We start from the raw sequence: 24,542 nt of genomic DNA, 5'->3' as shown, positions 1-24,542 counted from the left end.
GCATGTCCTACGGATCCAGTTTCGACGCGTTAGCGGCCCAGTACATAGACGGCGAGTGGCGGGCCGGCACCGGCTCGTGGGACATCGTCGACTTCAACCCGTACGACGGTGAGAAGCTCGCCTCCATCACCGTGGCGAGCGTCGCCGAGGTCGACCTGGCCTACCGGGCCGCCGAGCGCGCCCAGCCGGCCTGGGCCGCCACCAATCCGTACAAGCGCCGCCTGGTCTTCGAGCGCGCCCTGCGTCTGATCGACGACCACGAGGAGGAGCTGGCCGCCGCCATCACCGCCGAGTGCGGCGGCACGGCCACGAAGGCCGCCTTCGAGCTGCACCTGGCCCGCGAGTTCCTGCGGGAGGCGATCCAGCTGGCCCTGCGGCCCGAGGGCCGCATCCTGCCCTCCCCGGACGACACCAAGGAGAACCGCCTCTACCGGATACCGGTGGGCGTCGTCGGGGTGATCAGCCCCTTCAACTTCCCGTTCCTGCTGTCCTTGAAGTCGGTCGCGCCCGCGCTCGCGCTGGGCAACGCGGTCGTCCTCAAGCCGCACCAGAACACCCCGGTGTGCGGCGGCACCCTGGTCGCCCGGCTGCTGGAGGACGCCGGCCTGCCCGGGGGCGTCCTCAACGTCGTCGTCACCGACATCGCCGAGATCGGTGACGCGCTCATCGAGCACCCGGTGCCGAAGGTCATCTCCTTCACAGGCTCCGACAAGGTCGGCCGGCACGTGGCCACCGTCGCCGCGTCCCACTTCAAGCGCACCGTCCTGGAGCTCGGCGGCAACAGCGCGCTGATCGTCCTCGACGACGCGGACGTCGACTACGCGGTGGACGCCGCCGTTTTCAGCCGTTTCATCCACCAGGGCCAGGTGTGCATGGCCGCCAACCGCATCCTCGTCGACCGGACGGTGGAGGAGGAGTTCACGCGGAAGTTCGTCGCCAAGGTGCGCACCCTGAAAGTCGGCGACCCGTGCGACCCGGCTACGCACATCGGCCCGCTCATCAACTCGGGACAGGCGGAGGCGATCACCAGCCTGGTGGAGCAGTCGGTCGCGGACGGCGCCACGGCCCTGCTGCGCGGGGTGACGGACGGCAACCTCGTCGCCCCGACCGTCCTGACCGGGCTGCCGCCCGATTCGCCCGTCCACGGACAGGAGATCTTCGGCCCGGTCGCGGTGATCGTCCCCTTCGACGGCGAGGAGGAGGCCGTACGCATCGCCAACGCCACCCCGTACGGGCTGAGCGGCGCCGTCCACACGGGCGACGTGGAGCGGGGCGTGCGCGTGGCCATGCGCATCGAGACCGGCATGGTGCACGTGAACGACGCGACCGTCCACGACGAGCCGATCGTGCCGTTCGGGGGCGAGAAGCACTCGGGCGTGGGGCGGCTGAACGGGGAGTCGATGGTGGAGGCGTTCACCACGACGAAGTGGGTCTCGATCCAGCACGGCCGCAGCAGATTCCCGTTCTGAGACTCGCCGGGTGTGACATGCCGGACCTGCAGGCCGCATATCGGACCGCGTCTGACCTAGTCGCGCCCTACTGTTGATCTGTCAGCAAGCAGCAGCCGCGGTGGACGAAAGGCGACCTCACCCATGCCCACGCATGTGATCGAGAAGGACCCGGCCGACGAGCGCAGCACCCTGCTCGCCTTCCTCGACGCCCAGCGCGGCGGCCTCCGCCGCGCCGTCCTGGGCCTCACGGAGGAGCAGGCGGCCACGAGGCCCAGCGCCAGCGAGCTGTCGCTGTCCGGCCTCCTCAAGCACGTGATCGAGACCGAGCAGACGTGGGTGCGCCGCGCCGAGGGCCTGCCGCCGGCCATTGCGCGCGACGAATCGAACTGGGGAGATTCCTTCCGCCTCCTGGAGGGCGAGTCGGTCACCGGGCTGCTGGCCCACTGGGCCGGCGTCGCGGCGGAGACCGAGCGCTTCGTGCACTCGGTGCAGAGCCTGGAGGAAACGTTCGCTCTTCCGGAGGCCCCCTGGTTCCCGCCGGGCGAGCGGGTCTCCGTGCGCTGGGTGGTGCTGCACCTGATCGAGGAGATCGCCCGGCACGCCGGCCACGCGGACGTCATCCGCGAGTCGCTCGACGGGAAGACGGCCTTCGAACTGGTGGCGATCGAGGCGGAGGGCCGGGGCGGGACCGCCTAGGCTGGTCCGGGTCAGAACCCGAGCGGCCGCGGCAAGCGGCCGCGCGAAGCGGTACGAGGCAGTACGAGAGCGGTACGAAAGATGTCGGCGATCCGGCTGCTGGTCCTGGGCTCGGTGCGGCAGCACGGCCGCGCCCACGGCTACCAGGTGCGGGGCGACCTGGAGATGTGGGGCGCCCAGGAGTGGTCCAACGCCAAGCCCGGCTCGATCTACCACGCCCTGAAGACCATGGCCAAGCAGGGCCTGCTCGTCGCCCACGACACGGCCCCCAGCGAGGCCGGCGGCCCGCCCCGTACGGAGTACGAGCTGACGGCGGCGGGCGAGGCGGAGTACTTCTCCCTCCTGCGCACCGCCCTGGCCTCCCACGACCAGCGGGTCGACGTGCTGACCGCCTGCGTCGGCTTCCTGGTCGACCTGCCGCGCGCCGAGGCCGTCGCCCTGCTGCGGCAGCGCGTGGCGGCCCTGGAGGCGTGGCGGGAGGACATCCGCCGCCGCTGGACGCCGGGGGAGGGCGAGGACTGGCGGCACATCGCCGAGATCGGCGTCCTGTGGGAGGACATCGCCGCCGGCGGCGCCCGCTGGGCGCGCGGCCTGATCGAGCGGCTGGAGGCGGGGGCGTACGTGATGGCCGACGAGGGCGACCCGTGGGAAGGCGTCGTGCGCTGAGCACGCGCCCCGGGTCGCGCACGGCGGCGCCTGGCCGGTTGCGTTCGCACGTGCTGACAGTGCCGTGCAACCGATTGAGGGGCCCCGGCCCCTTCCCTACGCTCCCCGCGTGAGGATTCCCACCGAACCCATCGGCAGCATCCCCCGACCCCCCGAGCTGCTCGACGCCATGGCGGCTCACGCCTCCGGCAAGATCGACGAAGACGGTCTCGCCGCCGCCCGGGACCGTGCGGTCCGCGACACGATCCGCCGTCTGGAGGACCTCGGCTCCGCGGTGGTCACCGACGGCGAACAGTCCAAGCCGAGCTTCGCGACCTACCCCCTGGCGGGCCTGCCCGGCCTGTCGCCCGACGGCGTGGTCATCCCCTTCGCGGACGGCCACACCCGCCGGCTCCCCGCCCTGACCTCGGGCCCCTTCCGCTACGGCGTCCGGGCCGCCACGTACCTGCGGGCGGCGCAGGCCCACGCGACCGTACCCGTGAAGCAGGCGGTGATCGCCCCCTCGGCGCTCAGCCTGCTCTACCCGCCCACCGGCATCGACGGCTACCCGAGGGAAGCCTTCCTCGACGACCTGGCCGACGAGGCCGAGGCGGACATCCGCGCCTGCCTCGACGCCGGCGCCCACGCGGTCCAGCTCGACTTCACCGAGGGCCGCCTGTCCCTGAAGCTCGACCCCTCGGGCGGCGTCCTGGACGCCTTCATCGCCCTGAACAACCGCGTCCTGGAACGCTTCTCGGACGCCGAACGCGCCAGGATCGCCGTTCACACCTGCCCCGGCGGCGACCAGGACTCCACCCACAGCCTGGACGTCGACTACGCGGCCCTCGTGCCCAAGCTCCTCCAGCTGAAGGCCGGCGCCTTCTTCGTCCAACTGGCGAGTGAACCGGATCCGGACAAAGTCCTGCAGGTCCTGGCCGACCATCTGCCGGACGGGGTCCGGCTGTTCGTGGGCGTGACGGACCCGGTCGACCCGCGCGTCGAAACCCCCGAGGAGGTCCGCGACCGCGTCCTCGCGGCCGCCCGCCACCTCCCGGCCGACCGCCTGGGCACCTGCGACGACTGCGGCTTCGCCCCGTTCGCCGACGACACCTCGACGTCCCGGGAAACGGCCTTCGCCAAGATCCGCGCCAGGATCGAGGGCACGGCACTGGCGGAACAGGCCCTCCAATGAAACGCCTGCCGGCCGGGGGCCCGGGGTCCCCGGCCGGCAGGAGCCGTTCTGCAGGGAACGACGGCACTAATGCCGGAAGGCGTCCTTGGCGTGCTCGCCGGCCTGCTTGGCGTCCGCCTTGCTCTGCTCGGCCTTCCCGCGCGCCCGCTTGGCGTCATTGCCCGTGAGCGATCCGGCCGCCTCCTTGGCCTTGCCCTTGGCCTTGTCGGCCAGGTTCCGCGCCTTCTTCTCGGCACTCATACGATGCCTCCAGGATTCGCGTCGGCGTCCTTGACTCCGGTTCGTCTTCCTCCCCGGAGCCCCGGCAAACCCCAGGGCCCCGTAAGGGGCGCGGGGCATGTCCCGTGGATCGTGCAGCGCCCCGTCAGGGGCGCGGGGAACTGCGCGACAAGCCACGACGCGCCCGCAGACGAAGCGCCGTGCGTGTCGGCCGCAGGCCGCCGCCGGATCTTCGTCAGGCGACACCACGGCGCCCCGTAGGGGCGCGGGGCAGTGTCGATCTGCGGCTCCGCCGCGCGGGCGCGACAAGCCACAATGCGCCCGCAGACGAAGTGCCGTGCTGCGCCCGGACCCCCGCGGCGGCAGCCGCAGATCGACATTGCGCCGCGCGCCTAGGAAGGGACGGTGCGCGATCCGAAGTCGGCGAACCTCGCCCCGACGGATAACGCGGAGCCCACCGCATGGTCCATGGCGTGGAGCACACCACGGACCGGCGAGGTGATCAGGAATTCACCGTGAGCCGTGGAAACCCGCAACAACGGCTCACCATGGGCCACGGGTTCTCCCGGCACCTTGCACCGAAGCACCACGGTGACCGCCCGACCCGTCCCGTTCCGGCCGGGAAGCGCCGGCATGAAGAGCGTGTCACGGCCCGCGACAATGCCGAAGCGCGCAGGCACGACCGCAAGGGGCGGCGCAGACGGCGCAGGCGCCGAAGGAGGGGCAGGCGCCGCAGGCTCCGCAGGGACGGGCTGCGTAGTCAGGTACTTCGTCTCCGCGACCTGCTCGGCGATGAAACTCGTGACGTCGCCAGGCCACACGGCAGCACCGCCGGCCTGCGCGGCGCAGTGGTCCAGGAGGGCGGACAGGCCCGGCCGATCGCCCGGGTCCTTGCCCAGAGCGGCACGGATCAGCGGGACGAGACCCGCCGGCACGCCGGAGAGGTCCGGCTCGTCGTGGACGACGCGGTACGCCACGGCCGCCGCCGGCCCCACCCCGAAGGGGCTGCGCCCGGTGGCCGCGTACACCAGCACACCGGCGAGGCAGAAGACGTCGCTCGCCGGTGTCGCCTCCCGCCCCAGCATCTGTTCCGGCGACATGAAGGCCGCGGTGCCGATGACGCCCGATTGCGTCAGGTGGGAGGTGGCATCCAGCGCCCGGGCGATGCCGAAGTCGATCAGGCGGGGTCCGTCGTCGGCGAGGACGACGTTGCCGGGCTTGAGGTCGCGGTGCACCACGCCGCAGGCATGAACGGCCCCGAGCCCCTCGGCCAGCCCCGCCCCCAGCGCCGCCACGGCAGCCGCCGGCATCGGGCCGCACCGCTCGACCGCCTCCTGCAGGGAGGGGCCGGGGATGTAGGACGTCACCAGCCACGGCGGATCGGCGTCGGTGTCCGCTTCGACGACCTGCGCCGTGTAGAAGCCGTTGACCCGGCGGGCCGCCGCGACCTCCTGGGCGAACCGGCGGCGGAAGACCGCATTCTCGGCGAGCTCCGGCCGCACCACCTTCACCGCGACCGCCCGCCCTCCGCGCGAGCGCCCCAGGAACACCCGGCCCATGCCCCCGCTGCCCAGACGCGCGAGCAGACGGTACGGCCCGACCTCCCGTGGATCAGCGGGCAGCAAAGGCATCATCAGGTCGCGCCCCCGTCGTCGTGGCGGATGATGGCAACAACTCGCCGGTGTGAGAAGAAGTATGGCGTGCAACCGAGCGCGACAGGAGAGGTGAAGACGAATGCCTGAGAGGCCCCGCGACGATTGCAACGATCAGGACGAAGCATTCCTGGGCCGCCTCACGGAACGCCTCTCCGCGCTGCCGACCGTGGAGGCCGTCACACTGGGCGGCTCGCGCGCGCAGGGCACGCACACGCCCGACAGCGACTGGGACACCGCCGTCTACTACCGCGGCGCCTTCGACCCCGCCGACCTGCGCGCCCTCGGCTGGCCGGGCGAGGTCTCCGGGATCGGCGAGTGGGGCGGCGGGGTGTTCAACGGTGGGGCGTGGCTGACGGTCGAAGGACGTCGGGTGGACGTCCACTACCGCGACCTCGACGTCGTCGAACACGAACTCGCCGAGGCGGAGCAGGGCCGCTTCCACTGGGAACCGCTGATGTTCCACCTGGCCGGCATCCCCAGCTACCTCGTGGTCGCGGAGCTCGCGATCAACCGCGTCCTGCACGGTACGCTCCCGCGCCCGCCGTACCCACAGGCACTGCGCGAGTCCGCCCCCGCCTTCTGGCGCGGCAACGCGCACCTCACCCTCACGTACGCCCGCGCCAACCACGCCCCGCACGGCAGGCTCACCGAGGTGGCGGGAGCCCTCTCCACCGCGGCGATGCAGACCGCCCACGCGGTGCTGGCGGCACGCGGCGAGTGGGTGACCAACGAGAAGACCTTGCTCCAGCGGGCCGGCCTCCGCGAGGTCGACCGCGCCCTGGCCGGCCTGAAGCCGGACCCGGACGCCCTGCAGACGGCGATCACGGAGGCGGAAGCGCTCTTCGCTGCGGCGGGCTGCTCCTAGTCTGTAGCAAGCGTTGCGGAGGGGAGGCGGGCCGGGATGCAGGGCCACAACACGCGCAGCACGGTGACGAATTCGCAGGCCGGAGTGATTGCGCAGGGCCACACGGTGAACGTGTACGTGCCCCTACCCCACGACCCCCCGCCCCCGCGCGACCCGTGGGTGGAACTGGCAGCAGAGTCGAGCGTCTGGCGCCACGTCCCACCCGATCGCGACGCCGAGCCGCTGCGGCAACTGGTCGTCGACGTGGTGACGGCACTGGCCGACCTACGGGACGCGGTGAACGTACCGGATGACCCATGGATACGGGACGAGGGCGTCGTCCACCGGTTCGCGGAATGCGTGGAGGATCTGCTCGCCGCGGACGGCGACCTCGACGTCCACCCGGCGGAGGCCGCACTCCTCACCCTGACCCCATTCCTCTACCGCACGCACTACCTGCAGCTGACAGCGGCGATGCGCAACGCCGCCGACCCGTCGTTCACCGCGTTCGCCGAGAGCCACGACTTCCTCATGAGCCGGGCCAGGCAGAGCTCCGAGGAGACAGTGCGAACCCTCACCAGCTGGCTGTTCCACCGCTGGTTGGTGCAGAGGGAGGAGTTCGCGGGCCCGCAGCAGGTCCGCCGGCTCCTGGAGGACATCGGCGACCCGGCCGACGCGATGGGCGAGATCCTGGACGTACGCCGCGTCTGCCGCGTCCTGCACGGCCTGCGCCGCGGGGCGGACGTGTGCAACCGAGAGTTCCTCGACGACCTGCCCGCCGACGACGCGGTACGCCTCCGGCGCGGTGGCCCGCAGCGCATCCGCGACCAGCGCCTGGTCCTCCTCCTGGCCCTCGCCTACGGCATGAGCCGCGACATCACGGCCCTCCCCCAGATCGTGGTCGAACACGTGGGCATCCCCGACCCCGTAGACCTGGACCAACTCCACCGCACCCTCGCCCGCTCCGCCTGGGGCGGCTCCCGCGACCTGCCGGTACTCCGGGCGGAGTGCCACCACGCGGCGGTGATCGAGGGCCTGCGCGAGTACGTGACGCGCACGGACGAGCTACTGGCGGCGGTACGCCGCACGGCCCACGAACGAATCACCCACCCCTTCCCCACCCTCCCCGCCCGCCTCTCCTCCGACGAGGTCACCCCGGCCGATGACGTCGTCAAAGGCTGGGCGGGCTTCCGCCTGGACGAACGCCGCGTCCGCGACCTCCTCCTGGGCGTCCAGCTCTACAAGGACCGCGACCTGGCGATCCGCGAGCTCTACCAGAACGCCCTGGACGCCTGCCGCTACAGACGAGCCCGGACCGAATACCTGGACCGGACGAGGGCGGCGACGTACGCGTACGAGGGCCGCATCACCTTCGACCAGGCCACGGACGAGGACGGCCGCGAATACGTCGAGTGCCACGACAACGGCATCGGCATGGGCGAATCCGAACTCCGCGGCGTCTTCTGCAAGGCGGGCTCGCGTTTCGTGGACCAGCTGGACTTCAAGCTGGAGCGAGCGGATTGGGGGAAGGCCGACCCGCCGGTGGAGTTCTACCCGAACAGCCGCTTCGGCATCGGCGTACTGAGCTACTTCATGCTGGCGGACGAAATGCGGGTACGGACGTGCCGCATGGACGCGAAGGGTGACTTGGGGCCGGTGCTGGAGGTCCGGGTCTTCGGCCCGGGCCACCTGTTCCGGATCGTGGAGGTGAAGGAACGGGGGGAGGAGACGGACGCGGGCACGCGGGTACGGCTGTACTTGCGGGAGCCACGGGCAGGTTGGTCCTGCGCGGACGTATTGGAACGGCTGTTGGGAATTGCGGAGTTCCTGACGGCGGTCCGGCACGGGGGCCGTACGACCGATTGGGAACCGGGCGTGTTACGCCCCCGAGAAGGCCCGAAGGGCGAGAACTTCGGCATCAACGCTCATGGTGCCCTGGTCCCATGGGCCGACCCGCCGGCCGGGGCCCAGGTGATCTGGTGCGAGGAGGGCGGGGCGCTTCTTGTCGACGGCCTGGTCGTCCAGCCGACGGTGCGGCGTGGCGTGCTGGCGACACTGGACAGCCGGCCCAGGGGAGTCGTGGTCAACCTTTCCGGCCCCCTGACTCCGGCCCGGCTCTCGGCGGACAGGGCGAACGTCCTGGACGACGTCTCCGGCACGCTGCAGGAGATCCTCAGCAGTGCCGCCCACGACTTGGTGCGCATTGATGCGCCACTGCCCAGTTACGAGTGGATCGTTCACGCAGCGAGCGCCAACGGAGCACTCGGGGACCTGTTGACGGTCGCGGCGATGCATGCTGGTCGGACGTTCCACCTCGATGGGTGCACCCTCTCGTTGGAACAGCAAGGGTGCTTCCCCGCCGACTTGTCGATTATCGCCGAGGAGCTTACGGACCGGGAGTCACGGTTCTGGGTATCCGGCTTCCCACCTGACCACATCGTGTTGTGGCGGCTGTTGGCTCACCGGGCCGAAGCCGTCCTCGAAGAGCTCACCGCGGTATGTCCCGAGCTCGCAGAGGTCCGCGACGTGCGATTGGCGTTGCCGTCCGACATGGAAATGCTGGCCGCGGAGTCCGACAGGCACTTCCTGTGGACTTGGCGCCCCGGCGCCATCGTCGGAACCGGCATGGCGCGGCTCGCCGCGGCAACCGGCGCATCGCCCGTGGAGGTCTTGGAGCGGGTAATCGACTTCGGTATCCACGAACGGACTCCTGAGGTGGTCGCGGCCGTGGCCTCCGGCGGCTGGCCGGCCCTCATGGTCTTGTTCGACCGCACCGGCAGCCGTGTGGGGCCGGGGTACGAGGTAACGGCTGAGCGTGTAATGGATGTGGTGAGGAGACTCGGGGTAAGTGCGGAGGAGGCGGTCGCGGCGTGGCGCTGTGTGGGCACACACGTTCCGGACGACATTCTGCGGTTGTACAACGAAGCCGTTGACCATCCTCTGTTCTCTCGTGAGGCCGTGGAGCGTATGGGTTATCTGCCCGACACCAGACCGAGCCCACCTGGGCTGATCGCAGCTGCTTCCCTGGCCCTGGGCCTCAGCGTTCCCGAAATCTGCGATCGGTTCCGACGCTACGGGTTTCAGGTTGATCCGGGTTGTCTGCCCGATCGGCCCGACGAGGATCTGTTGCGGTTTCTCGGCGAGGGACTGGGGGAGGCCGGACCGCCATGGCTGGACCGCGCGGAAGAGGTGCCGCCCGGCCATGTGATCGCTGTGGCCGATGACCTCGGAATGGAGCTCTCGGTCGTCCGTGAACGACTGACTGGGCTGGGATTCAAGACCCCGTCCCGTTTCCCCGAGGACGCTCGCACCGGCGATTTGGAGCTGCTTTACGACGTCGGGAAAAGCGCCCATCCGTTCCTGCGTCCTGGCAAGCCGATCCGTTACTCACATGTGTTCCAGGCGGGTCCGGCCGGGGTACGAGCCGCCATTGAGCGGCTGGAGGAATACGGGTTCGACATCCCCCTGTCGATTCCACGTCGGCTGACGGTCCTGGACCGGGTCCTGCTCTTCAACGACGACTTCTGGGGCGACCTGACCACTGAGGACACCATGCCCTTTGCTCGCGTCCTGCTGATGTCGCGTGTCATCACGACCGCTCCGGAAGAACTGGTCCGTCTGCTGGGCCGTTACGGGGTGGAGCTTTCGTGTCATCGGTTGCCGGACGGCATGTCGTGGGAAGCCGCCCTTGTGCTGATCGGCGGAATGGACCTGGTGGACCTCAACAGCGTTACATACCCCGCCCCGCTCGTTCGCCTGGTGGAGACCTCCCGCCACATCGGCGCCACCATCGAACAGACATGGCGCTGGTACCAGGCGCTTGGCCTCCCCGTCATCGACCTCCCCACCGCCCTCCGCGAAGCGATCCCGCGGATCCCGCGCGCATCGTGAGCCGCGCGCGGACGCGCACCCGCACCGTGCTACCGCGCGACGCGCATGCGCCCCCGCGCCTGGGCATAGAAAGGAGCGGGGGACGAGGAGTCGAGAAGCGGAGGATCGCCAGCCATGAACTGCCCCAACTGTGGGAGCGACAACATCACCGTCTTTCCGCAGGAAGACGGGTCCGCGTACTGCGAGTGCGCGGACTGTGACGTGTCCTTCACCGACAACCCCTGAAAGTTCTCGCTGGCCCTTGTCACACTCGTGCGTCGCCATCCGTCAAAGCAGTGAGAGCAACACGATCACGCCGAGACGCCCGAAGGGGAGACGACGATGACGATGACGACGACGGCTGCGCGTTCGATCACTGCTGAGGTGCAGGTGGGGCCGCGGATGTCCGATCCGGTGAAGCTCGTGCCCGAGCTCGCGGAGGTGTCCGCGGCCCTGTTCAAGGCCACCGGCAACCAGTCGGTGCCGCGGAGCACGATCAGCCTGGTGCAGCTGCGCGCCGGGCAGATCGTCGCCAACACCTACCTGACCGTTCTGCACACCGGGTTCCTGCGCAAGATGGGGGAGTCGGAGGAGCGGATCACCTCGGTGTCCTCCTGGCAGGACTCGCCGTACTTCACCGCTCCGGAGCGCGCCGCGCTGGCCCTGGTGGAGGCCGTGCTGCAGCCGTCCGCGCAGGGCGAGCGGGTCTCCGACGAGCTGTACGCCGCGGTGGCGGAGCACTACGACGAGAAGGCGCTGGCAACGCTCATGATCGCCATCGGCCAGGTGAACTTCTTCATTTCGATCGCCCTCATAGCCAAGCCGGTGCCGGGCCGTGCGTTCAACGAGCCGTGGGAGTAAGAGCGGAGATCAACTGCCGCTAGGGTCTGGCCATGACCATGCCGATCCTGCGCCCCGCCACACGCGCCGACCTGCCGGCCGTCCTCGCGTTGCTTGCCGACGAGGAGACGGTGGTCGACCCGGCGACGATCACGGTCACGGAGGAGTACGAGCGCGCGTTCGCGGCGATCGACGCGGACCCGCGCAACGAGATGCTCGTCCTCGCCGCTCCTGACGGCACGGTGCTGGGGTGCCTGCAGGCGACGTACATCCCGGGGCTCGGTAAGGGCGGGGCCGAGCGGGCCCTGATTGAGGCGGTACGGATCCGGGCGGACCGGCGCGGTGGCGGCCTGGGCCGGGTCCTGATGGAGCTGGCGACGGAGCGTGCCCGCGCCCGCGGGTGCGCGCTGGTCCAGCTGACCAGCAACAAGCGACGGGAGGACGCACACCGCTTCTACTCCGCCCTGGGCTTCACCCCCACCCACGAGGGCTTCAAGCTCCCCCTCTAGCCACCCCAAGGGCCGCGGGACCGGTGCCGCAGCGCCCCGAAGGGGCGCGGGGAACTGCGCGCCCAACCACGACGGCGCCGCACCAACCCACGCACGGCCCACCCCGAAGGGGCGCGGGGAACTGCGCGCCTAGCCACAACGGCGCCGCAGTGCCCAACGCACCGCCCACCCCCCAGGGGCGCGGGGAACTGCGCGCCCAACCACGACGGCGCCGCACCAACCCACGCACGGCCCACCCCGAAGGGGCGCGGGGAACTGCGCGACAAACCACGACGGCGCCGCAGCGCCCCACGCACCGCACCGCCCCCAACCCCGTCAGCGCAGCCAGTCCACATAGTGGGTCGGCGCAATGCGGGCGGCGGCGCCGCCGCCCGTCGGCGCGGCGGTGAGGACGCCGCCGTCGACGGCGGCGAACAGACCGGCCCCGTCGTCCGTGACGACGGTTCGCCCGTCGCCCTCGGCGGCCACCGTGAGGCGGCCGAGTTCGTCGAGGGGGTACACGTCGGGCCCCGCGACGTTGAGGACGCCGTTCAAGGGGCTGCCCGCGGCGACCTCGGTCACCACCGCGGCGATGTCCGCGGCGGCGATCGGCTGGATGGGGGTGCGCGGCAGGCGCACCGTGTTGCCGTCGGTGGTCATGGCCAGGGTCGCGTCCATGAACTCCATGAATTGCGTGGCGCGGACGATGGAGTAGGGGATCGACCCGGCCTTGAGGATGTCCTCCTGGAGGACCTTCGCACGGTAGTAGTCGAGGCCGGGCACGCGGTCCGCGCCGACGATCGAGAGGATGACGAAGTGCCGGACGCCGCCCTTCTTGCTCGCGGCGAGAAGGTTGTCCATGGAGGTCTGGAAGAAGGAAAGCGAGGCGTCGTCGAAGGTCGGGGAGTTCGTGAGGTTGACGACGACGTCGGCGCCGGTGACGGCGGCCTCCACGCCCTGGCCGGTGATGATGTCCACGCCGGTGGACAGCGCGTGCGGGACGGCCCGGTGCCCGGCCGCGTTGAGGTTCTGCACGACCCGGGACCCGATGAGCCCGGTCCCGCCGATGACTGCGAACTTCATGAACCGGCCTTCCTTCGACGAGACCGCGACACCACGCCGCCGTGACGCCGCCCGTCGGTCAGATGGTCACGCAGATCCCATCCTCGATGGAGCGGCAGTCCCGTTCCAGCCCGCCACGCGGGGCAACCACGCCGCGTGCCCTGTCGGGCACGTTTCAGACGTGCCGTCAGTCGCCCTTGAAGATGAGGTAGCGGTGCGGCTTGAGTTCCAGTTGGGCAGCCAGCGTGATCAGTTCGTTTGCGGCCTCGGCTTCGGCCGCAGATGCGCCGTCGAGCAGAGCCTTCAGCTCCGGGATGACGAGTCGCATCTGTGACTGGTTGAACCATGTGTCGCCATGGGGGTCGACGTAGCCGAGCATCGGCATTGCCAGTGCTGCGGCCCGACGGCACAGCGCGTCGAGCGCCGTGTGCGTGGAGAGTGCGACGGTGTCCCCGATGTTGGTCTGCACATGCACACTGATGGGCATGGCGCTCACGATAGTGCCGGCTGACCTGTCGTTGCGAGGGGCGAGGCGCGAGGGGCGACGGCGCGGTGGCGCTTGAGGCGGTAGGACCCGCGTTCGCCGGCGTATGCCGTCGCACTGGGCACGTCCTGGCGATCAAGAGCGGAGTCAGATCATGAGGACCGCGGCAGTGACGGTGCCGAGGTCGACACAGGCGCGATTGTCGTACCTGGTGGCCGCCGCGCGGAAGGGCGACCGACCGGCAGCCGGGCGCGGCACCGGGATCCGTTCCATGACCGGCTCGAACTGGGTGCAGTCCGCCCGCTGCCCGGGAGTGACGAGCATTGTGGTGAAGCCGCGGCGTGAGCGGCCGAGCGCCTCACCCCCTGCACCGCCTCCGCCAGGAGGTCGATCGGTTCCGCCCCGGATCCGAGCGTTCCCGACCGCCAAACCCCCTTTGGGACGCGGTGGCGGAGCCAGCCGGGCGCCGGTCGCGCCTCGGCCTGAACCCGCTGGGGGAGTGACCAGCGGCGATGCCGCTCGTGCACCGTCTTCCACGCTTCCACGGCCGGCCCGTAGCATTCCGGCAGATCGCGCCACTGCACGCCCGTCCGGATCCGGTACGGCACTCGTTGGCTACCTGCCGATGGTCCCGCCATCGGCCACAGCGGTGGTTGCTCACTGTCAGGAGCGGCTCAAGTCGCACCCACAGGGCGTCAGTCAGATCTAACCCCCGCAGCCCTATCAGCGACTCAACAACGCCTGATAGGCAGTCCGGAGCGGGACCGTCGGAGAAAGCCAGGAGCCAGCGTTGAAGATCGCTGGTTATAGTGCAGGCGCTTTGCCCCGATGACCCCGTCGCCGAGGAGGCCGTCCGATGGACCCCGTCACGCTGATCACCGGCGGCTCGACCGGAATCGGTGCCGCCACCGCCCGCGCCCTGCTCAAGCAGGGCCACCGCGTGGCCGTTACCGGACGCGACGCGGGCAAGCTGGCTGCCTTCGCCGCCACCGCAGGGGCGGGCGAGCGGCTGCTGACGATCACCGGCGACGCCGGCGAAGCGGATGACGTCGCCGCCGCCGTCCGCCACGTGCTGGACACCTGGGGCCGGCTGGACAACGTCATAGCCAACGCTGGTTTCTCCCTGCCCGGCAACCTGGAGACCCACGCCCCTGAGGACATGCGCGCCATGGTCCTCACCAACGTCCTGGGCCCCGCCCTGCTGATCCAGCAGACCCTGCCCCACCTGAGGGCCTCCAAGGGCCGAATCGTGATCATCGGCTCGGTCGCCGGCGTCCGCCACACCCCCGGCAACCTCTACTCCGTCACCAAGTGGGCCGCCCACGCCCTCGCCGAGAACACCCGCCTCCTGGTCGGCCAGGACGGAGTCGGCGTCACCGTTGTCGCCCCCGGCGTCGTGGACACCCCCTTCTGGCACGCCCGCGGCGGCACCCCCGAGGCCGCCGCCACGATGACCGCCGAGCAGATCGCGGACACGATTGTGTTCGCCATCAACCAGCCCGTGGGCGTGGACATCAACCACATCACGGTGCGGCCGACGGGGCAGGTTGGCTGAGGCGGAGCTGCCCAGGGCCGTACGGGGCCTCCTTCGAGAAGAAGTGGCAGCTCAGCGACTTACGCGATCGACCCGGCAAACCCCTAGTGCCGCGCGTAGTCGTCGAGCGGCTCCCACGCCTTCTTCGCCGCGTTGTACATGTACTGCGGCCGCGACTTCACCGCACTCGTACGGAACGGCCGGCCGTTGTCGTCGATCCGGAAGGTCCCGTGGCGGGCGCCGCTGCTCCACTCCAGGTCGAGGTACCAGGCAACCGCCCGCTTGTCCGTGTGGGCCACCACGTCGAGGACTTCCGGGTCGGCCGACGAGACCCGGAACGGGAAGTGGGCCGCCGGGAGTTCGATGTTGCCCTGCACGCCGGGTTTCGGTTGGGCGACCGGACGATCGGTGTCCAGGTCGATGTCGAAGGTGCGTGGTGTCAGTCCGCCGCCGCAGCCTTCGCCCATGGAGTAGCCGGTCCATTCCAGCGGGTCGGTGTGGTCGACGACGTGGACGCTCAGGCCGTGCAGGACGACGGCTTCCCGCCCCTTCCCCTGTACGGTCACCTGGATCTGCATCCGCCCGCCCGCCACGGCGCGCATGCCCGTCACCCAGCCGCGGGCGTCGTTCCCCTCCGGGGGTGCCGGTACTTCGCCGGGGGTGCGCCCCGTGACGTACATGGAGCCGCAGCGGTCATCCAACGAGTACGCGCGGACGTCCGCCGCCAGCGGGGGCGGGCCCGGGGAGGCGGGGGATTGGGTGCCGCCGGGCGACGCGGGCAGGGGCGGCGGACCGGTCGGGTCCCACTGGGGGAACGGCAGCCCGGGGGAGCGGGAGGCGTTCGCACTCGGGTAGGAGTCCCCGTTCGGTTCCACGTTCCATGGGTTCGGACTGCTGCCCGCGCGAGGAGCCGCCGTGCCGCGGTCGGCGGTGAAGTAGCTGCCGGCAAAGGCCGTCCCCACGGTCGCGACCCCGATCACCATCGCGGCTATGAGCACCATGCGGACGCGGCGTTGGCCGGAACTCGCCGGGGCCACGGGTTCCGGTTCGGGCTCCGGGTCGGGCTCCGGTTTGGGGTCTGCCGGAGGCGCCGGCGACTTGCGCGCCGCCTCGCGTTCCGCATCGGCGAGGATCCACAGCCGGTGGAGTGCCAGCAGCTGCTCCCGCTCCGCCCCGCACGCTCTCGCGAACCGTTCCACCGCCGCGTACTCGGCCGGCACAGCCGCCCCGTTGCAGTACCGGTGCAGCGTCGACGTGCTCATATGCAGCCGTTTCGCCAGTGTCCCGTAGCTCAGGCCCGCCCGGTCCTTCAGTTCGCTGAGCGCGCGCGCCAGCTCCTCCGTCTGTCCGGTCACCGCCCGGCAACCCCCTCGTACGACGTCGACCGTTCCGGTCCCGCGTTCCAAGGGCCGGAATCCCCGCAGGTCAGCCTAGGTGGAAGTGTTCGAATGTCCCGTATGACACGGCGGGGGTTGAAGCCGGAATCGGTCATCTCGAAAGCTGACGGCACCGACCACCGGCCAACGGCCATCGACCCCAGAGGAAGCACTCATGCGTATCCGTACCTCCTCCGTTGCCGCCACCGCCTTCGCGGCCGCCGCCGCGCTCTTCGCAGGTGCCATGACCGCCCCGCAGGCGGCCCAGGCCGCCGCCCCCGTCCCGCAGGTGAGGCACGGTGCGGTCACCGCCACCTGTGGCCTGAAGGATCTGTCCTTCAAGGTCCAGAACGTCAGCCGCCCGATCAACCACGCGCTGCTCGTCGCGACCAACACCGGCTCCGCGCCCTGCAACGCCGTCCGCGCGCCGTTCGTCGGCTTCGACGACAGCCAGTACGTCCTCGGCTCCCTCGAAGCCTCCGCACCGCAGGCGGTCGTCACCCTGCAGCCGGGGCAGTCCGCTTACGCGGGCATCAAGACGTCCACGGCGGATGACAGCGCCAACTGGGGCTATTTCGCCAAGACCGCCCGCATCTCCCTCGACACCGGCGACGGCAGCGGCGGGAGCACGAGCACCGTCACCGTCCGCCTCCCGCAGAAGACGTGGATCGACGACACGGCCTGGGTCACCTACTGGCAGACGGACGCGGAGAGCGCCTTGTCCTGGTGACCGGTGCTCCGGCGGGGGGCCAGGCCGGGAACCGTCCAGCACGTCCGTTCGTCGCTGACTGCAAGCACACGATTGCGCCAGGCGAGGATGGTGGGGCATGGATCCGGTCTCGGTGGGATTGCTGGCGGCGCTGGCCGGCGGGGCCGGCGGTGAGCTCGGCCGGCAGGCGTGGGCGGGGCTGGGTGCGCTGGTGCGGCGTCCGTTCCGCCGCGAGGGCGGCGGGCAGGCCCCGGCGGTCAGTTCCGGGGAGGCGGAACTGGTGCGCCTTGCCGGAGATCCTGGCGACCAGGGCCGGGCGCAGGTACTGAGCACGGCCTTGGCCGTGCGGGCCGCGCTGGACGAGGACTTCCGTACCGGGCTTGCGGCCTGGCAGGAGCAGGCCGCACGGGTGACCACCGGGGACGGGGCGGTGGTGAACACCGTCAGCGGCGGCACCCAGTACGGGCCGGTGGTGCAGGGCCGGGACTTCTCCAACCTGACCTTCACCAGCCCGCCCATTCCGCCCTCCGCGGGCGCTCCCGGGGGCAGCCCAGCCACCCCGGAGCGGTGACCGGCGTGCCCAAGGATGCTCGTGCGGGCGGCAGAGTCGACAACACGATCAACGGTGGGTTCTTCTTTCGCACGGTCGTCCAGGGCCGGAACATCACCATGCAGCTGCCGCCGCAGATCACCCCGGCGCTGTCCGGGCTGCCCGCCCCGGCCTCTGCCTTCACCGGCCGCGACAAGCACGTCGAGCGACTCCTGGAAGACCTGGCGCCCGACGCCGGTGGCGCGGGCGGGCAGCGGGCGCTCCTGGTGAGCGCGGTGTCGGGGCTGGCCGGTATCGGCAAGACCGAACTCGCCGTCCAGACCGCCATCCGGGCCCTCGAACAGCCGGACTGGTTCCCCGGCGGGGTGCTGTTCACCGACCTCGCGGGCTACGACCCCGAACGCCGCCTTTCCCCGTGCGGGCCCTGGAGGGCCTGCTGCGCGCCCTGGCCATTCCGGGCGAGGACATCCCCAACGGACTCGAGGATCGGCAACGGCTGTACCGCAGCGTGCTGGCTGCCTACGCGCGCGAGGGCCGGCGCATCCTCGTGGTCGTCGACAACGCCTCCACCGCCGGGCAGGCCGGCCCGCTGCTGCCCACGGACGGCACCACCGCCGCCCTGGTCACCTCCCGCCACACCCTTGACGGCCTCGACGCCCGCCTCCACGACCTCGACATCCTTGACGAAACCGCCTCCACCGCCGTACTCGACGAGGCTCTGCGCCACGCCCGCGGTGCCGATGACACCCGCATCACCGACGACCCGCAGGCGGCCACCGCGATCGCCCGGCTGTGCGCGGGCCTGCCGCTCGCGCTGCGCATCGCCGCTGCCACCCTGGCCGCCGCCCCCACGCGGCCCGCCGCGTCCCTGGCCGCCGCGCTCCAGGCCGAACACACCCGGCTGGACAAACTCGCCCGTTCCGATCGCGCGGTACGCGCCGCCTTCGACCTGTCCTACGAGGCCCTCACCTCCGACCAGGCCCGGCTGTTTCGGCTGCTGCCCCTCAACCCCGGGCCCGATGTGTCCACGGAGGCGGTCGCCCACCTGGCCGGCACCGGCCCCGACCAGGCCGAGGAACTGCTGCAGCACCTTGCCGAAGCCCACCTCCTCGAACCGGCCCAGACCTGGGGCCGCTGGCGGATGCACGACCTGGTCCGCCTCTACGCCGACGAACGCGGCCGCACCGACACCGACCACCGCGACAGTGCCCGCGCTCGCCTGTTCACCCACTACGAGGACACCGCCCAAGCCGCCAACACCCACCTGGACACCCTCCCCGGCCCCCGCTCCCCTCACTTCCCGGACCGCGGCCATGCCCTTCAATGGCTGGATGCCGAACACGCCAACCTGATCGCCACCGCCACTGCCGCTCCAGCCCTCGGCCACCGCGCCACCACCGCCTTCCTCGCCATCTTCCTCGCCCGATATCTCGAATACCGCCGCTACTTCGACGACAGGATCACTCTCGCCACCACGGCTCTGGCCGTCTTCCGTGAGCTCGGCTATCGCCGCGGCGAGGGCCTATCGCTGGACTACCTGGGTGTCGCCCTGCGGGCGGTGCGCCGGTTTGAGGAGGCCATCGATGCCCACACCCAGGATCTGGCCGTCTGCCGTGAGCTTGGCGACCGCCACGGCGAAGGTGCGGCGTTGACCAACCTCGGCAGCGCCCTGCAGGGGGTGCGCCGGTTTGAGGAGGCTATCGATGCCCACACCCAGGATCTGGCCGTCTGCCGTGAGCTTGGCGACCGCCACGGCGAAGGTGCGGCGTTGACCAACCTCGGCAATGCCCTAGAGGCGGTGCGCCGATCCGAGGAGGCTATCGATGCCCACACCCAGGCACTGGTCAGATTCCGTGAGTTCGGCGACCGCCACGGCGAAGGCACAACGCTGAACAACCTCGGTAACGCCCTGCAGGCCGTGTGCCGGTTCGAGGAGGCCATAGATGCCCACACCCAGGCGCTGACCATCCGCCGTGAGTTCGGCGACCGCCACGGCGAGGGATGGTCGCTGTACAACCTCGGCAACGCCTTGTGGGGGGTGTGCCGGTTCGAGGAGGCCATAGATGTCCTCACCCAGGCGCTGGCTGTCTGCCGTGAGTTCGGCGACCGCCACCTCGAAGGCGCAGCACTGATGGAGTAGGCGATCGCGCACAACGAACGCTGGCGAAGGCGGGATAAACGGAACGACCTCCGCCCGGCTGGTGCTGCCCTAGCCGGGAATCTCGTTCGCAATAGTCAGCCAGCAGGCTGATACTCGTGGCGTACGCCACCGAGACGATCGCGTCGTAGTTTGTCGAGAAGCGAACGCATGACGGCCGAGGCCGAGTCAACTACAACAAAGGGATGGCCGTCTTCTTCTGTTCCAAGTGCGGCGCCGCGATCACGCCGGAGCTGGCTGAGCTTGCCGCCATCCCTGACGTCTCCGACGACGACCGCGACCGTGACCGGGACAAGGAGACGCGCCGGGCGCCTTCCACCGTGCCGCGGGGTTGCTACGCGATCGATCCCGAGCCCTGGGGACCTCCCTATGTCGTGCAGGACGATCAGGAGGCCCTGCAGCCGGCTCAGTCGCGTGGCCCTGTGGTCTGCCGGGAAGGGGGCTTCGTCATCTCGGCGGGCAGCCGCCGGACCGTGCTGGTACACCCCGACGACGCAGCCGGCCTCCAGCCGCTGCCCAACTGCCCAAACAGCAACGGGCGCTGCGGACCGGCAGGCGACGAGGGGCTCAACCGGGCCTGCCCCTGTGGGGCTCCGGTCGCGACCCTCGCGGCCGACTGCTTCGGGCCCTATGAACTGCACCTCGACCCCGTCCGGACCTACGCGTTCTCACAGTAAGGCCGCGAAGTGCACGGGGGCGACTGCGCCCGATGCAGTTGCTTTATCCGTTTACCAGCAGCGTACGAAGAGATCGGATCAAGCCAGGTTCGAAGGCCGAGGGTTCCGGGCCCACCCTCGGCTGAAATGATCATTTACGCTGCGGGCCGCCCGGCCTCGCGGCGCGCTGACATCCTCGGGAGGGCACATGGCCACCGGCACTGTGAAGTGGTTCAACGACGCGAAGGGGTTCGGTTACATCACCCGGGACGGCGGCGGTGAGGATCTCTTCGCCCACTTCAGTGAGATACGGGTGGAAGGCTTCAAGACCCTCCAGGAAGGCCAGCATGTGGAGTTCGAGGTGAAGACGGGGCCCAAGGGTCTGCAGGCCGCCAACATCAGGCCCCTCTAGCCCTCCGGCGCTGTAACGCGTCGGCTGACGCAGGTGTACGCGACGCCGTGACCTTGCCGATGCGGTCGTATCGGCAAGGTCACGGCGCTTGTACCGGCCTGAGCATGGGTCTCCACCTGGTGACCGCCCGATAGGATCCACGTTCGATATGGGGGGCATGTCGGGATGGCCCCCTGCTGAATCCTTGGGGAAACGATGCGGCGATCCGCCGTCCTTGTCGGTACCGCCGCCATTCTGCTGTCCTCGGCCTGCTCATCGGGCGGGGCGAAGAAGGACCAGCAGTCCGCGAAGGACAACGACTCCTCGGCGGCGCCCGCCGCGGCCGTACGGGCCGCGGTGGCCGCCACCGAGAAGTCCACCGTCCGCATCGACGAGCGCGTCGACATGAGCGGGGAGGGCGGAAGCTTCACGTTCGGCATCCGCGGCGGCATGGACCTGGCGGGCGGCAAGGGGCACCTGACGACGACCCTCGACGGCGCCCAGCGCGGTGGCGGCGGCGCCACCCTCGACGAGGTCTTCAGCGGCGGCACCGTGTACTTCCGGATGCCCGAGGCGACCGACGGCGACACCGCCTGGCGTGCGGTTCCGCGGGACAAGGTCGAGTCCCAGGCCCTCCTGCGCGCACCCATGAACGACCCCGCGCACACCCTGCGCCAGATCGCGCAGATGCGCAGCCCCGTCAACGCGGGCGAGGAGAAGGTGAACGGCACGCCCACCGTGCACTACCGCGGCAGGCTGGACCACGACACCCTCGTCCTGCGCATGGCCGCGGAACGCCGCGCCAAGGTCGACTCGATGCGGGACATGCTCAACGCCGACCTTCCCGTCGCCGCCGACGCCTGGGTCGACAAGGCCGGACGCCTCGTTCGGTCCCGTCTCACCTTCGACATGGGCGGCACCAAGCTGGTGGCCACCCTCGACTTCGCCGACTTCGGCAAGCCCGTGGACACACCGGCCGCGCCCGCGGACGCTCAGGCCGTACAGCCGGCCGACGTCGCGGGCCCGCTCACCGGCTGAGCGACGTGACGAACCGGTCCCGCCCCGCCCGGCTCGCCGCCCTCGCGGCGGCGGCCAGGGCGGCGACGTCGACCGGGGCCGGTTCCTCCGGCGGACGGCCGTGACAGGCCCGGCACAGGCCGCCCGCCAGCGCCTCCGGGCGCCCTGGCGTCCCGCACCCCGTGCACTCCAGCAGCCGTACGACGGCCGTGGCCGCCGAGCGCGGTGGTTCGGGCGGCAGCTTGTCCCGCAGGCGGGTACGGGCCAAGGCCCCCGGCGCGTGTACCACCGCCGGTAGCCCGGCGGTCAGCGCCCGTACCAGCGCCTCCCGCGTCACCCCTCTCGCCAGCCACAGCGCCGCCAGCGGCGCGAGGGCGACGCACTCCGCATGCGAGAGGCCCATCCGGCTGTCGGCCCGCCCGACGGCGGCAAGGGTCTCGTACGCCTCGGGTTCCTCGGCCGGTGCCGTCGCCGCTTGTGCCTTCGGCTCGGGCGGGGCGTCAACCTTCAAGTACTTGTCCCACCAGGCGTCGTCGCGCGCGGTACGCGAGAAATGCGTACGCCACACCCACTGCGTACGCCCCTCGCCCACCGTCTCCCGTACGCGCCGCAGGTGCCCGGCTTCGGAGAGGTTCGTCAGGGCGCTGCGGATGGCCTGCTGGCCGTACGGCAACGCCTTGGCCAGCGTCTTCACGTCCATCGCGGCCCCATCCGGGAGCCGGTCCACGTACGTGGCGATGTACGCCTCGCGTACGGGAAGGTGCGCGAACATCTCGCGCGTACGGGGCGCCTGGTCCGGCGCCGACCGCTTGCCGTAGCCGGCTGCGGCCATGGGAGGGGCAGGGATAGTCTTGGCTTCAGCCACGGGATCGCTCTCTTCGATCTTGGTGGTCAGACCCCCGTTTCGGTGTTGGCGCACCGGCGGGGGTTGTTTGTTGCTGCGCACGCTACAGGCCGCGTGCGGTGTGTCGCGACCCGGTTGCGCAAAGTCATGTGCGTGTGCTTAGGCGGGACTTGGGAGGGTGGGTGGGGTTTCAATCCACCGCCCATTCCTTATTGGGTCGCTCGACCCCCGACGCCCGAAGCTCGGCCGTGAACCGGGCCCAGCTCGCGGGCGCGATCCGTATTCGGGGAGACCCGAGCTTCGAGTCCCGGACCAGCACCTTGCCGTGGGGCATGGCCACTTCAACGCATTGCCCGCCGTCGTCATTGCTGTGACTGGACTTGAACCATCTCATAGCTCTTGCAACACCTTTTCGATGAATGACACAGCTTCCTCGGCGCTCAGTGCCTCGGCGCGGATCAGCCCGTAGCGGTGGTTGAAGTCGCTGACAATGCCCGCGTCGGAATGCAGCGCGCTGATGTTCTGCCCCTCCACATAGGCGAGGAGCCGATGGGTGGGTGTCACCAGCAAGGTGAACGGTCCGGAGAGGCTGGTCGGGGTCTGCCTGTCCGCAGGCAGAATCTGCAACCAGACATTGCGCAGTTGGCTGACTTCCTGCAGGTGTTCCAACTGTGCCTTCATGACGGCCGGGCCTCCTACGTTCGTCCGGAGTGCCGCCTCGTAGATCACGTAGTGGAATGGGGCAAGCGGCTTGCGTCGGAGCTTCGCCTGTCGCTGCAGACGCTGAGCTACGCGTTGTTCCACGAGCTCTTCGTCCACGGGCGGCCAAGCGCCGCGGCCCATGAGGGTGCGAGCGTAGTCCTCTGTCTGCAGCAACCCGGGGACGTACAAGGTCTCGTAAGACGAGACCGATAGCGCCTCTGCTTCCGCAGCGAAGAATTCACGGTACTGAGGCGCATGACGGCTCGGCTCCAGGTACTCATGCGCCGCCACCACCAACCCCCGCGCGCCGCACAAGTCGTCCGTCACCTGCAGCAGGTGCAGGTTTGCCCGGCGTCGCCCCTGCTCGACGGACTTGATGAACTCGACGCTGAATCCCGCCTCGTCCGCCAACTGCTCCCGGCTGACGCCGGCCAGCGTCCGCCACAGCTTCATCTGGTGGCCGCAGTAGCGCCAAGCAATTGGTGGTTCGGGGTTTCCGTTCCTCACCGTGCTGCCCTCCCAGGTCCCGTGCGTACGCACGCGATCCGTACCAACGTCGGTACTCCCGTCCGACGATCGCAGGACAGGAGGGTTTGAGCCGCGTACTTGCGAAAACAGACCCCCATCCGAGGACCCCTCATGCCCACCCTCCTCTCCGTAGACGCACCCGCCCAGTACGTCTGGTGGCGCCTGCCGCGGCACGCTCGTAGTGCTGCGCGGGCGCGTGCCCTTCTCCGGGAGCGGGCCCGGCCGTGGCAGCTGCCGGCCGGGACCGCCGAGACCGCTGTCCTGCTGCTCAGCGAGCTCGTCGCCAACGCCTGCCGGCACGCACGCGTCTCGCCCGGTCGGCAGATCCACGCCTTGTGCGTGGTCCGTGGCGAGAAACTGCGCATCGAGGTGTCGGATGCGGGTGACGGCTTCCCGTGCGTGAGGGAGCAGAAGCCCCTTGCCGAGGCCGGGCGCGGGTTGCGCGTGGTGGCGGCGCTGGCGGATGCGTGGGGCGCGGTTCCGCGGCCGTACGGGATCGGGAAGACGGTGTGGTGCGAGCTGACGATCGGGCCGGACGGCTCGGGGGCGCACGCAGGGGCGCACGAAAACGGAATGCATCATTCAGAGGGCGGGGGTGATCGCTCCTCGTTTGGGTGAGTATGCGCAACGG

General features: G+C 70.3%; 24 protein-coding genes and 1 pseudogene. 16 read left to right on the top strand and 9 right to left on the bottom strand.

The features are described from left to right. The first annotated feature begins 2 nt into the window (after window positions 1–2). From ABD361_RS27300 to ABD361_RS27285, 4 genes are all read left to right on the top strand, one after another. Entirely contained in the window at window positions 3–1,469 is a 1,467-nt protein-coding gene (locus tag ABD361_RS27300) for an aldehyde dehydrogenase family protein (RefSeq protein ID WP_344439056.1), read from the top strand. Window positions 1,470–1,592: 123 nt separating this feature from the next. Beyond that, a complete protein-coding gene (locus ABD361_RS27295) occupies window positions 1,593–2,147 on the top strand; it encodes a DinB family protein (RefSeq protein ID WP_344439053.1) in 555 nt (184 codons plus the stop codon). 81 nt (window positions 2,148–2,228) lie between these two features. After that, window positions 2,229–2,813, top strand: a complete 585-nt coding sequence (locus tag ABD361_RS27290; RefSeq protein ID WP_344439050.1) for a PadR family transcriptional regulator — start codon at window positions 2,229–2,231, stop codon at window positions 2,811–2,813. Between the two features lie 109 nt (window positions 2,814–2,922). Then, window positions 2,923–3,984, top strand: coding sequence for a cobalamin-independent methionine synthase II family protein (locus ABD361_RS27285; RefSeq protein ID WP_344439047.1), 1,062 nt, complete (start codon window positions 2,923–2,925; stop codon window positions 3,982–3,984). Window positions 3,985–4,050: 66 nt separating this feature from the next. Here ABD361_RS27285 and ABD361_RS27280 read toward each other — a convergent pair whose 3' ends face one another. Both ABD361_RS27280 and ABD361_RS27275 read right to left on the bottom strand, forming a co-directional pair. Then, window positions 4,051–4,224, bottom strand: a complete 174-nt coding sequence (locus ABD361_RS27280; RefSeq protein WP_344439044.1) for a CsbD family protein — start codon at window positions 4,222–4,224, stop codon at window positions 4,051–4,053. 371 nt (window positions 4,225–4,595) lie between these two features. After that, entirely contained in the window at window positions 4,596–5,834 is a 1,239-nt protein-coding gene (locus ABD361_RS27275) for a serine/threonine-protein kinase (RefSeq protein ID WP_344439092.1), read from the bottom strand. A 103-nt stretch (window positions 5,835–5,937) separates the two neighbouring features. On the opposite strand from ABD361_RS27275, the gene ABD361_RS27270 reads away from it, so the two are divergent. The 4 genes from ABD361_RS27270 to ABD361_RS27255 all read left to right on the top strand — a co-directional run bounded on the left by ABD361_RS27270 (window position 5,938) and on the right by ABD361_RS27255 (window position 11,921). Next, a complete protein-coding gene (locus ABD361_RS27270) occupies window positions 5,938–6,723 on the top strand; it encodes a nucleotidyltransferase domain-containing protein (protein WP_344439041.1) in 786 nt (261 codons plus the stop codon). 36 nt (window positions 6,724–6,759) lie between these two features. After that, window positions 6,760–10,593, top strand: coding sequence for a wHTH domain-containing protein (locus tag ABD361_RS27265; protein ID WP_344439038.1), 3,834 nt, complete (start codon window positions 6,760–6,762; stop codon window positions 10,591–10,593). Between the two features lie 327 nt (window positions 10,594–10,920). Further along, complete coding sequence (locus ABD361_RS27260) at window positions 10,921–11,433, top strand: carboxymuconolactone decarboxylase family protein (protein WP_425583335.1); 513 nt, start codon at window positions 10,921–10,923, stop codon at window positions 11,431–11,433. 32 nt (window positions 11,434–11,465) lie between these two features. Next, window positions 11,466–11,921, top strand: coding sequence for a GNAT family N-acetyltransferase (locus tag ABD361_RS27255; protein WP_344439034.1), 456 nt, complete (start codon window positions 11,466–11,468; stop codon window positions 11,919–11,921). Window positions 11,922–12,236: 315 nt separating this feature from the next. Here ABD361_RS27255 and ABD361_RS27250 read toward each other — a convergent pair whose 3' ends face one another. The 3 genes and pseudogenes from ABD361_RS27250 to ABD361_RS27240 form a co-directional block, all read right to left on the bottom strand. Then, window positions 12,237–12,983 carry an SDR family oxidoreductase gene (locus tag ABD361_RS27250; protein ID WP_344439031.1) on the bottom strand — a complete coding sequence of 249 codons (747 nt, stop codon included), beginning with the start codon at window positions 12,981–12,983 and terminating at the stop codon, window positions 12,237–12,239. Between the two features lie 166 nt (window positions 12,984–13,149). Further along, window positions 13,150–13,449 carry a hypothetical protein gene (locus tag ABD361_RS27245; protein ID WP_344439029.1) on the bottom strand — a complete coding sequence of 100 codons (300 nt, stop codon included), beginning with the start codon at window positions 13,447–13,449 and terminating at the stop codon, window positions 13,150–13,152. Window positions 13,450–13,919: 470 nt separating this feature from the next. Beyond that, a pseudogene (locus ABD361_RS27240) lies at window positions 13,920–14,164 on the bottom strand (transposase); the annotation flags it as partial. Window positions 14,165–14,302: 138 nt separating this feature from the next. On the opposite strand from ABD361_RS27240, the gene ABD361_RS27235 reads away from it, so the two are divergent. Then, on the top strand, window positions 14,303–15,001 hold the full coding sequence (locus ABD361_RS27235; RefSeq protein WP_344439027.1) for an SDR family oxidoreductase: 699 nt from the start codon (window positions 14,303–14,305) through the stop codon (window positions 14,999–15,001). An 83-nt stretch (window positions 15,002–15,084) separates the two neighbouring features. On the opposite strand, the gene ABD361_RS27230 is transcribed toward ABD361_RS27235, so the two are convergent. Beyond that, window positions 15,085–16,335, bottom strand: coding sequence for a helix-turn-helix domain-containing protein (locus tag ABD361_RS27230; protein ID WP_344439025.1), 1,251 nt, complete (start codon window positions 16,333–16,335; stop codon window positions 15,085–15,087). Between the two features lie 196 nt (window positions 16,336–16,531). Here ABD361_RS27230 and ABD361_RS27225 point away from each other — a divergent pair, with 196 nt between their 5' ends. The 6 genes from ABD361_RS27225 (at window position 16,532) to ABD361_RS27200 (ending at window position 21,858) form a co-directional block, all read left to right on the top strand. Continuing rightward, on the top strand, window positions 16,532–17,086 hold the full coding sequence (locus ABD361_RS27225) for a DUF4232 domain-containing protein (protein ID WP_344439022.1): 555 nt from the start codon (window positions 16,532–16,534) through the stop codon (window positions 17,084–17,086). Between the two features lie 97 nt (window positions 17,087–17,183). Beyond that, entirely contained in the window at window positions 17,184–17,636 is a 453-nt protein-coding gene (locus tag ABD361_RS27220) for a hypothetical protein (RefSeq protein ID WP_344439019.1), read from the top strand. Window positions 17,637–18,030: 394 nt separating this feature from the next. Continuing rightward, window positions 18,031–19,755, top strand: coding sequence for a tetratricopeptide repeat protein (locus tag ABD361_RS27215; protein ID WP_344439017.1), 1,725 nt, complete (start codon window positions 18,031–18,033; stop codon window positions 19,753–19,755). Window positions 19,756–19,958: 203 nt separating this feature from the next. Continuing rightward, window positions 19,959–20,450: a hypothetical protein gene (locus tag ABD361_RS27210; RefSeq protein ID WP_344439015.1), complete on the top strand. Its 492-nt coding sequence runs from the start codon at window positions 19,959–19,961 to the stop codon at window positions 20,448–20,450. Between the two features lie 187 nt (window positions 20,451–20,637). After that, window positions 20,638–20,841: a cold-shock protein gene (locus tag ABD361_RS27205; RefSeq protein WP_344439013.1), complete on the top strand. Its 204-nt coding sequence runs from the start codon at window positions 20,638–20,640 to the stop codon at window positions 20,839–20,841. 195 nt (window positions 20,842–21,036) lie between these two features. Continuing rightward, on the top strand, window positions 21,037–21,858 hold the full coding sequence (locus ABD361_RS27200) for an SCO4651 family lipoprotein (protein ID WP_344439011.1): 822 nt from the start codon (window positions 21,037–21,039) through the stop codon (window positions 21,856–21,858). On the opposite strand, the gene ABD361_RS27195 is transcribed toward ABD361_RS27200, so the two are convergent. The 3 genes from ABD361_RS27195 to ABD361_RS27185 form a co-directional block, all read right to left on the bottom strand. After that, window positions 21,848–22,669, bottom strand: a complete 822-nt coding sequence (locus tag ABD361_RS27195; RefSeq protein WP_344439009.1) for a hypothetical protein — start codon at window positions 22,667–22,669, stop codon at window positions 21,848–21,850. The two genes, ABD361_RS27200 and ABD361_RS27195, sit on opposite strands and share 11 nt — an antisense overlap. A gap of 202 nt (window positions 22,670–22,871) precedes the next feature. Beyond that, complete coding sequence (locus tag ABD361_RS27190) at window positions 22,872–23,075, bottom strand: DUF397 domain-containing protein (protein ID WP_344439006.1); 204 nt, start codon at window positions 23,073–23,075, stop codon at window positions 22,872–22,874. Then, window positions 23,072–23,836 carry a helix-turn-helix domain-containing protein gene (locus ABD361_RS27185; protein ID WP_344439003.1) on the bottom strand — a complete coding sequence of 255 codons (765 nt, stop codon included), beginning with the start codon at window positions 23,834–23,836 and terminating at the stop codon, window positions 23,072–23,074. Before ABD361_RS27185 ends, ABD361_RS27190 begins: the two co-directional genes overlap by 4 nt. Before the next feature lie 186 nt (window positions 23,837–24,022). Between ABD361_RS27185 and ABD361_RS27180 the strand changes: the two genes are divergently transcribed. Next, window positions 24,023–24,529 (top strand): ATP-binding protein, encoded by a 507-nt coding sequence (locus tag ABD361_RS27180; protein WP_344439001.1) that lies wholly within the window; start codon window positions 24,023–24,025, stop codon window positions 24,527–24,529. The last annotated feature ends 13 nt before the right edge of the window (window positions 24,530–24,542 follow it).

Origin of the sequence: Streptomyces luteosporeus (assembly GCF_039532865.1) — a bacterium.
GTDB lineage: Bacteria > Actinomycetota > Actinomycetes > Streptomycetales > Streptomycetaceae > Streptomyces > Streptomyces luteosporeus.
The sequence above is the reverse complement of the archived record's forward strand: the minus strand, read 5'-3'. Positions and strand labels throughout refer to the sequence as shown.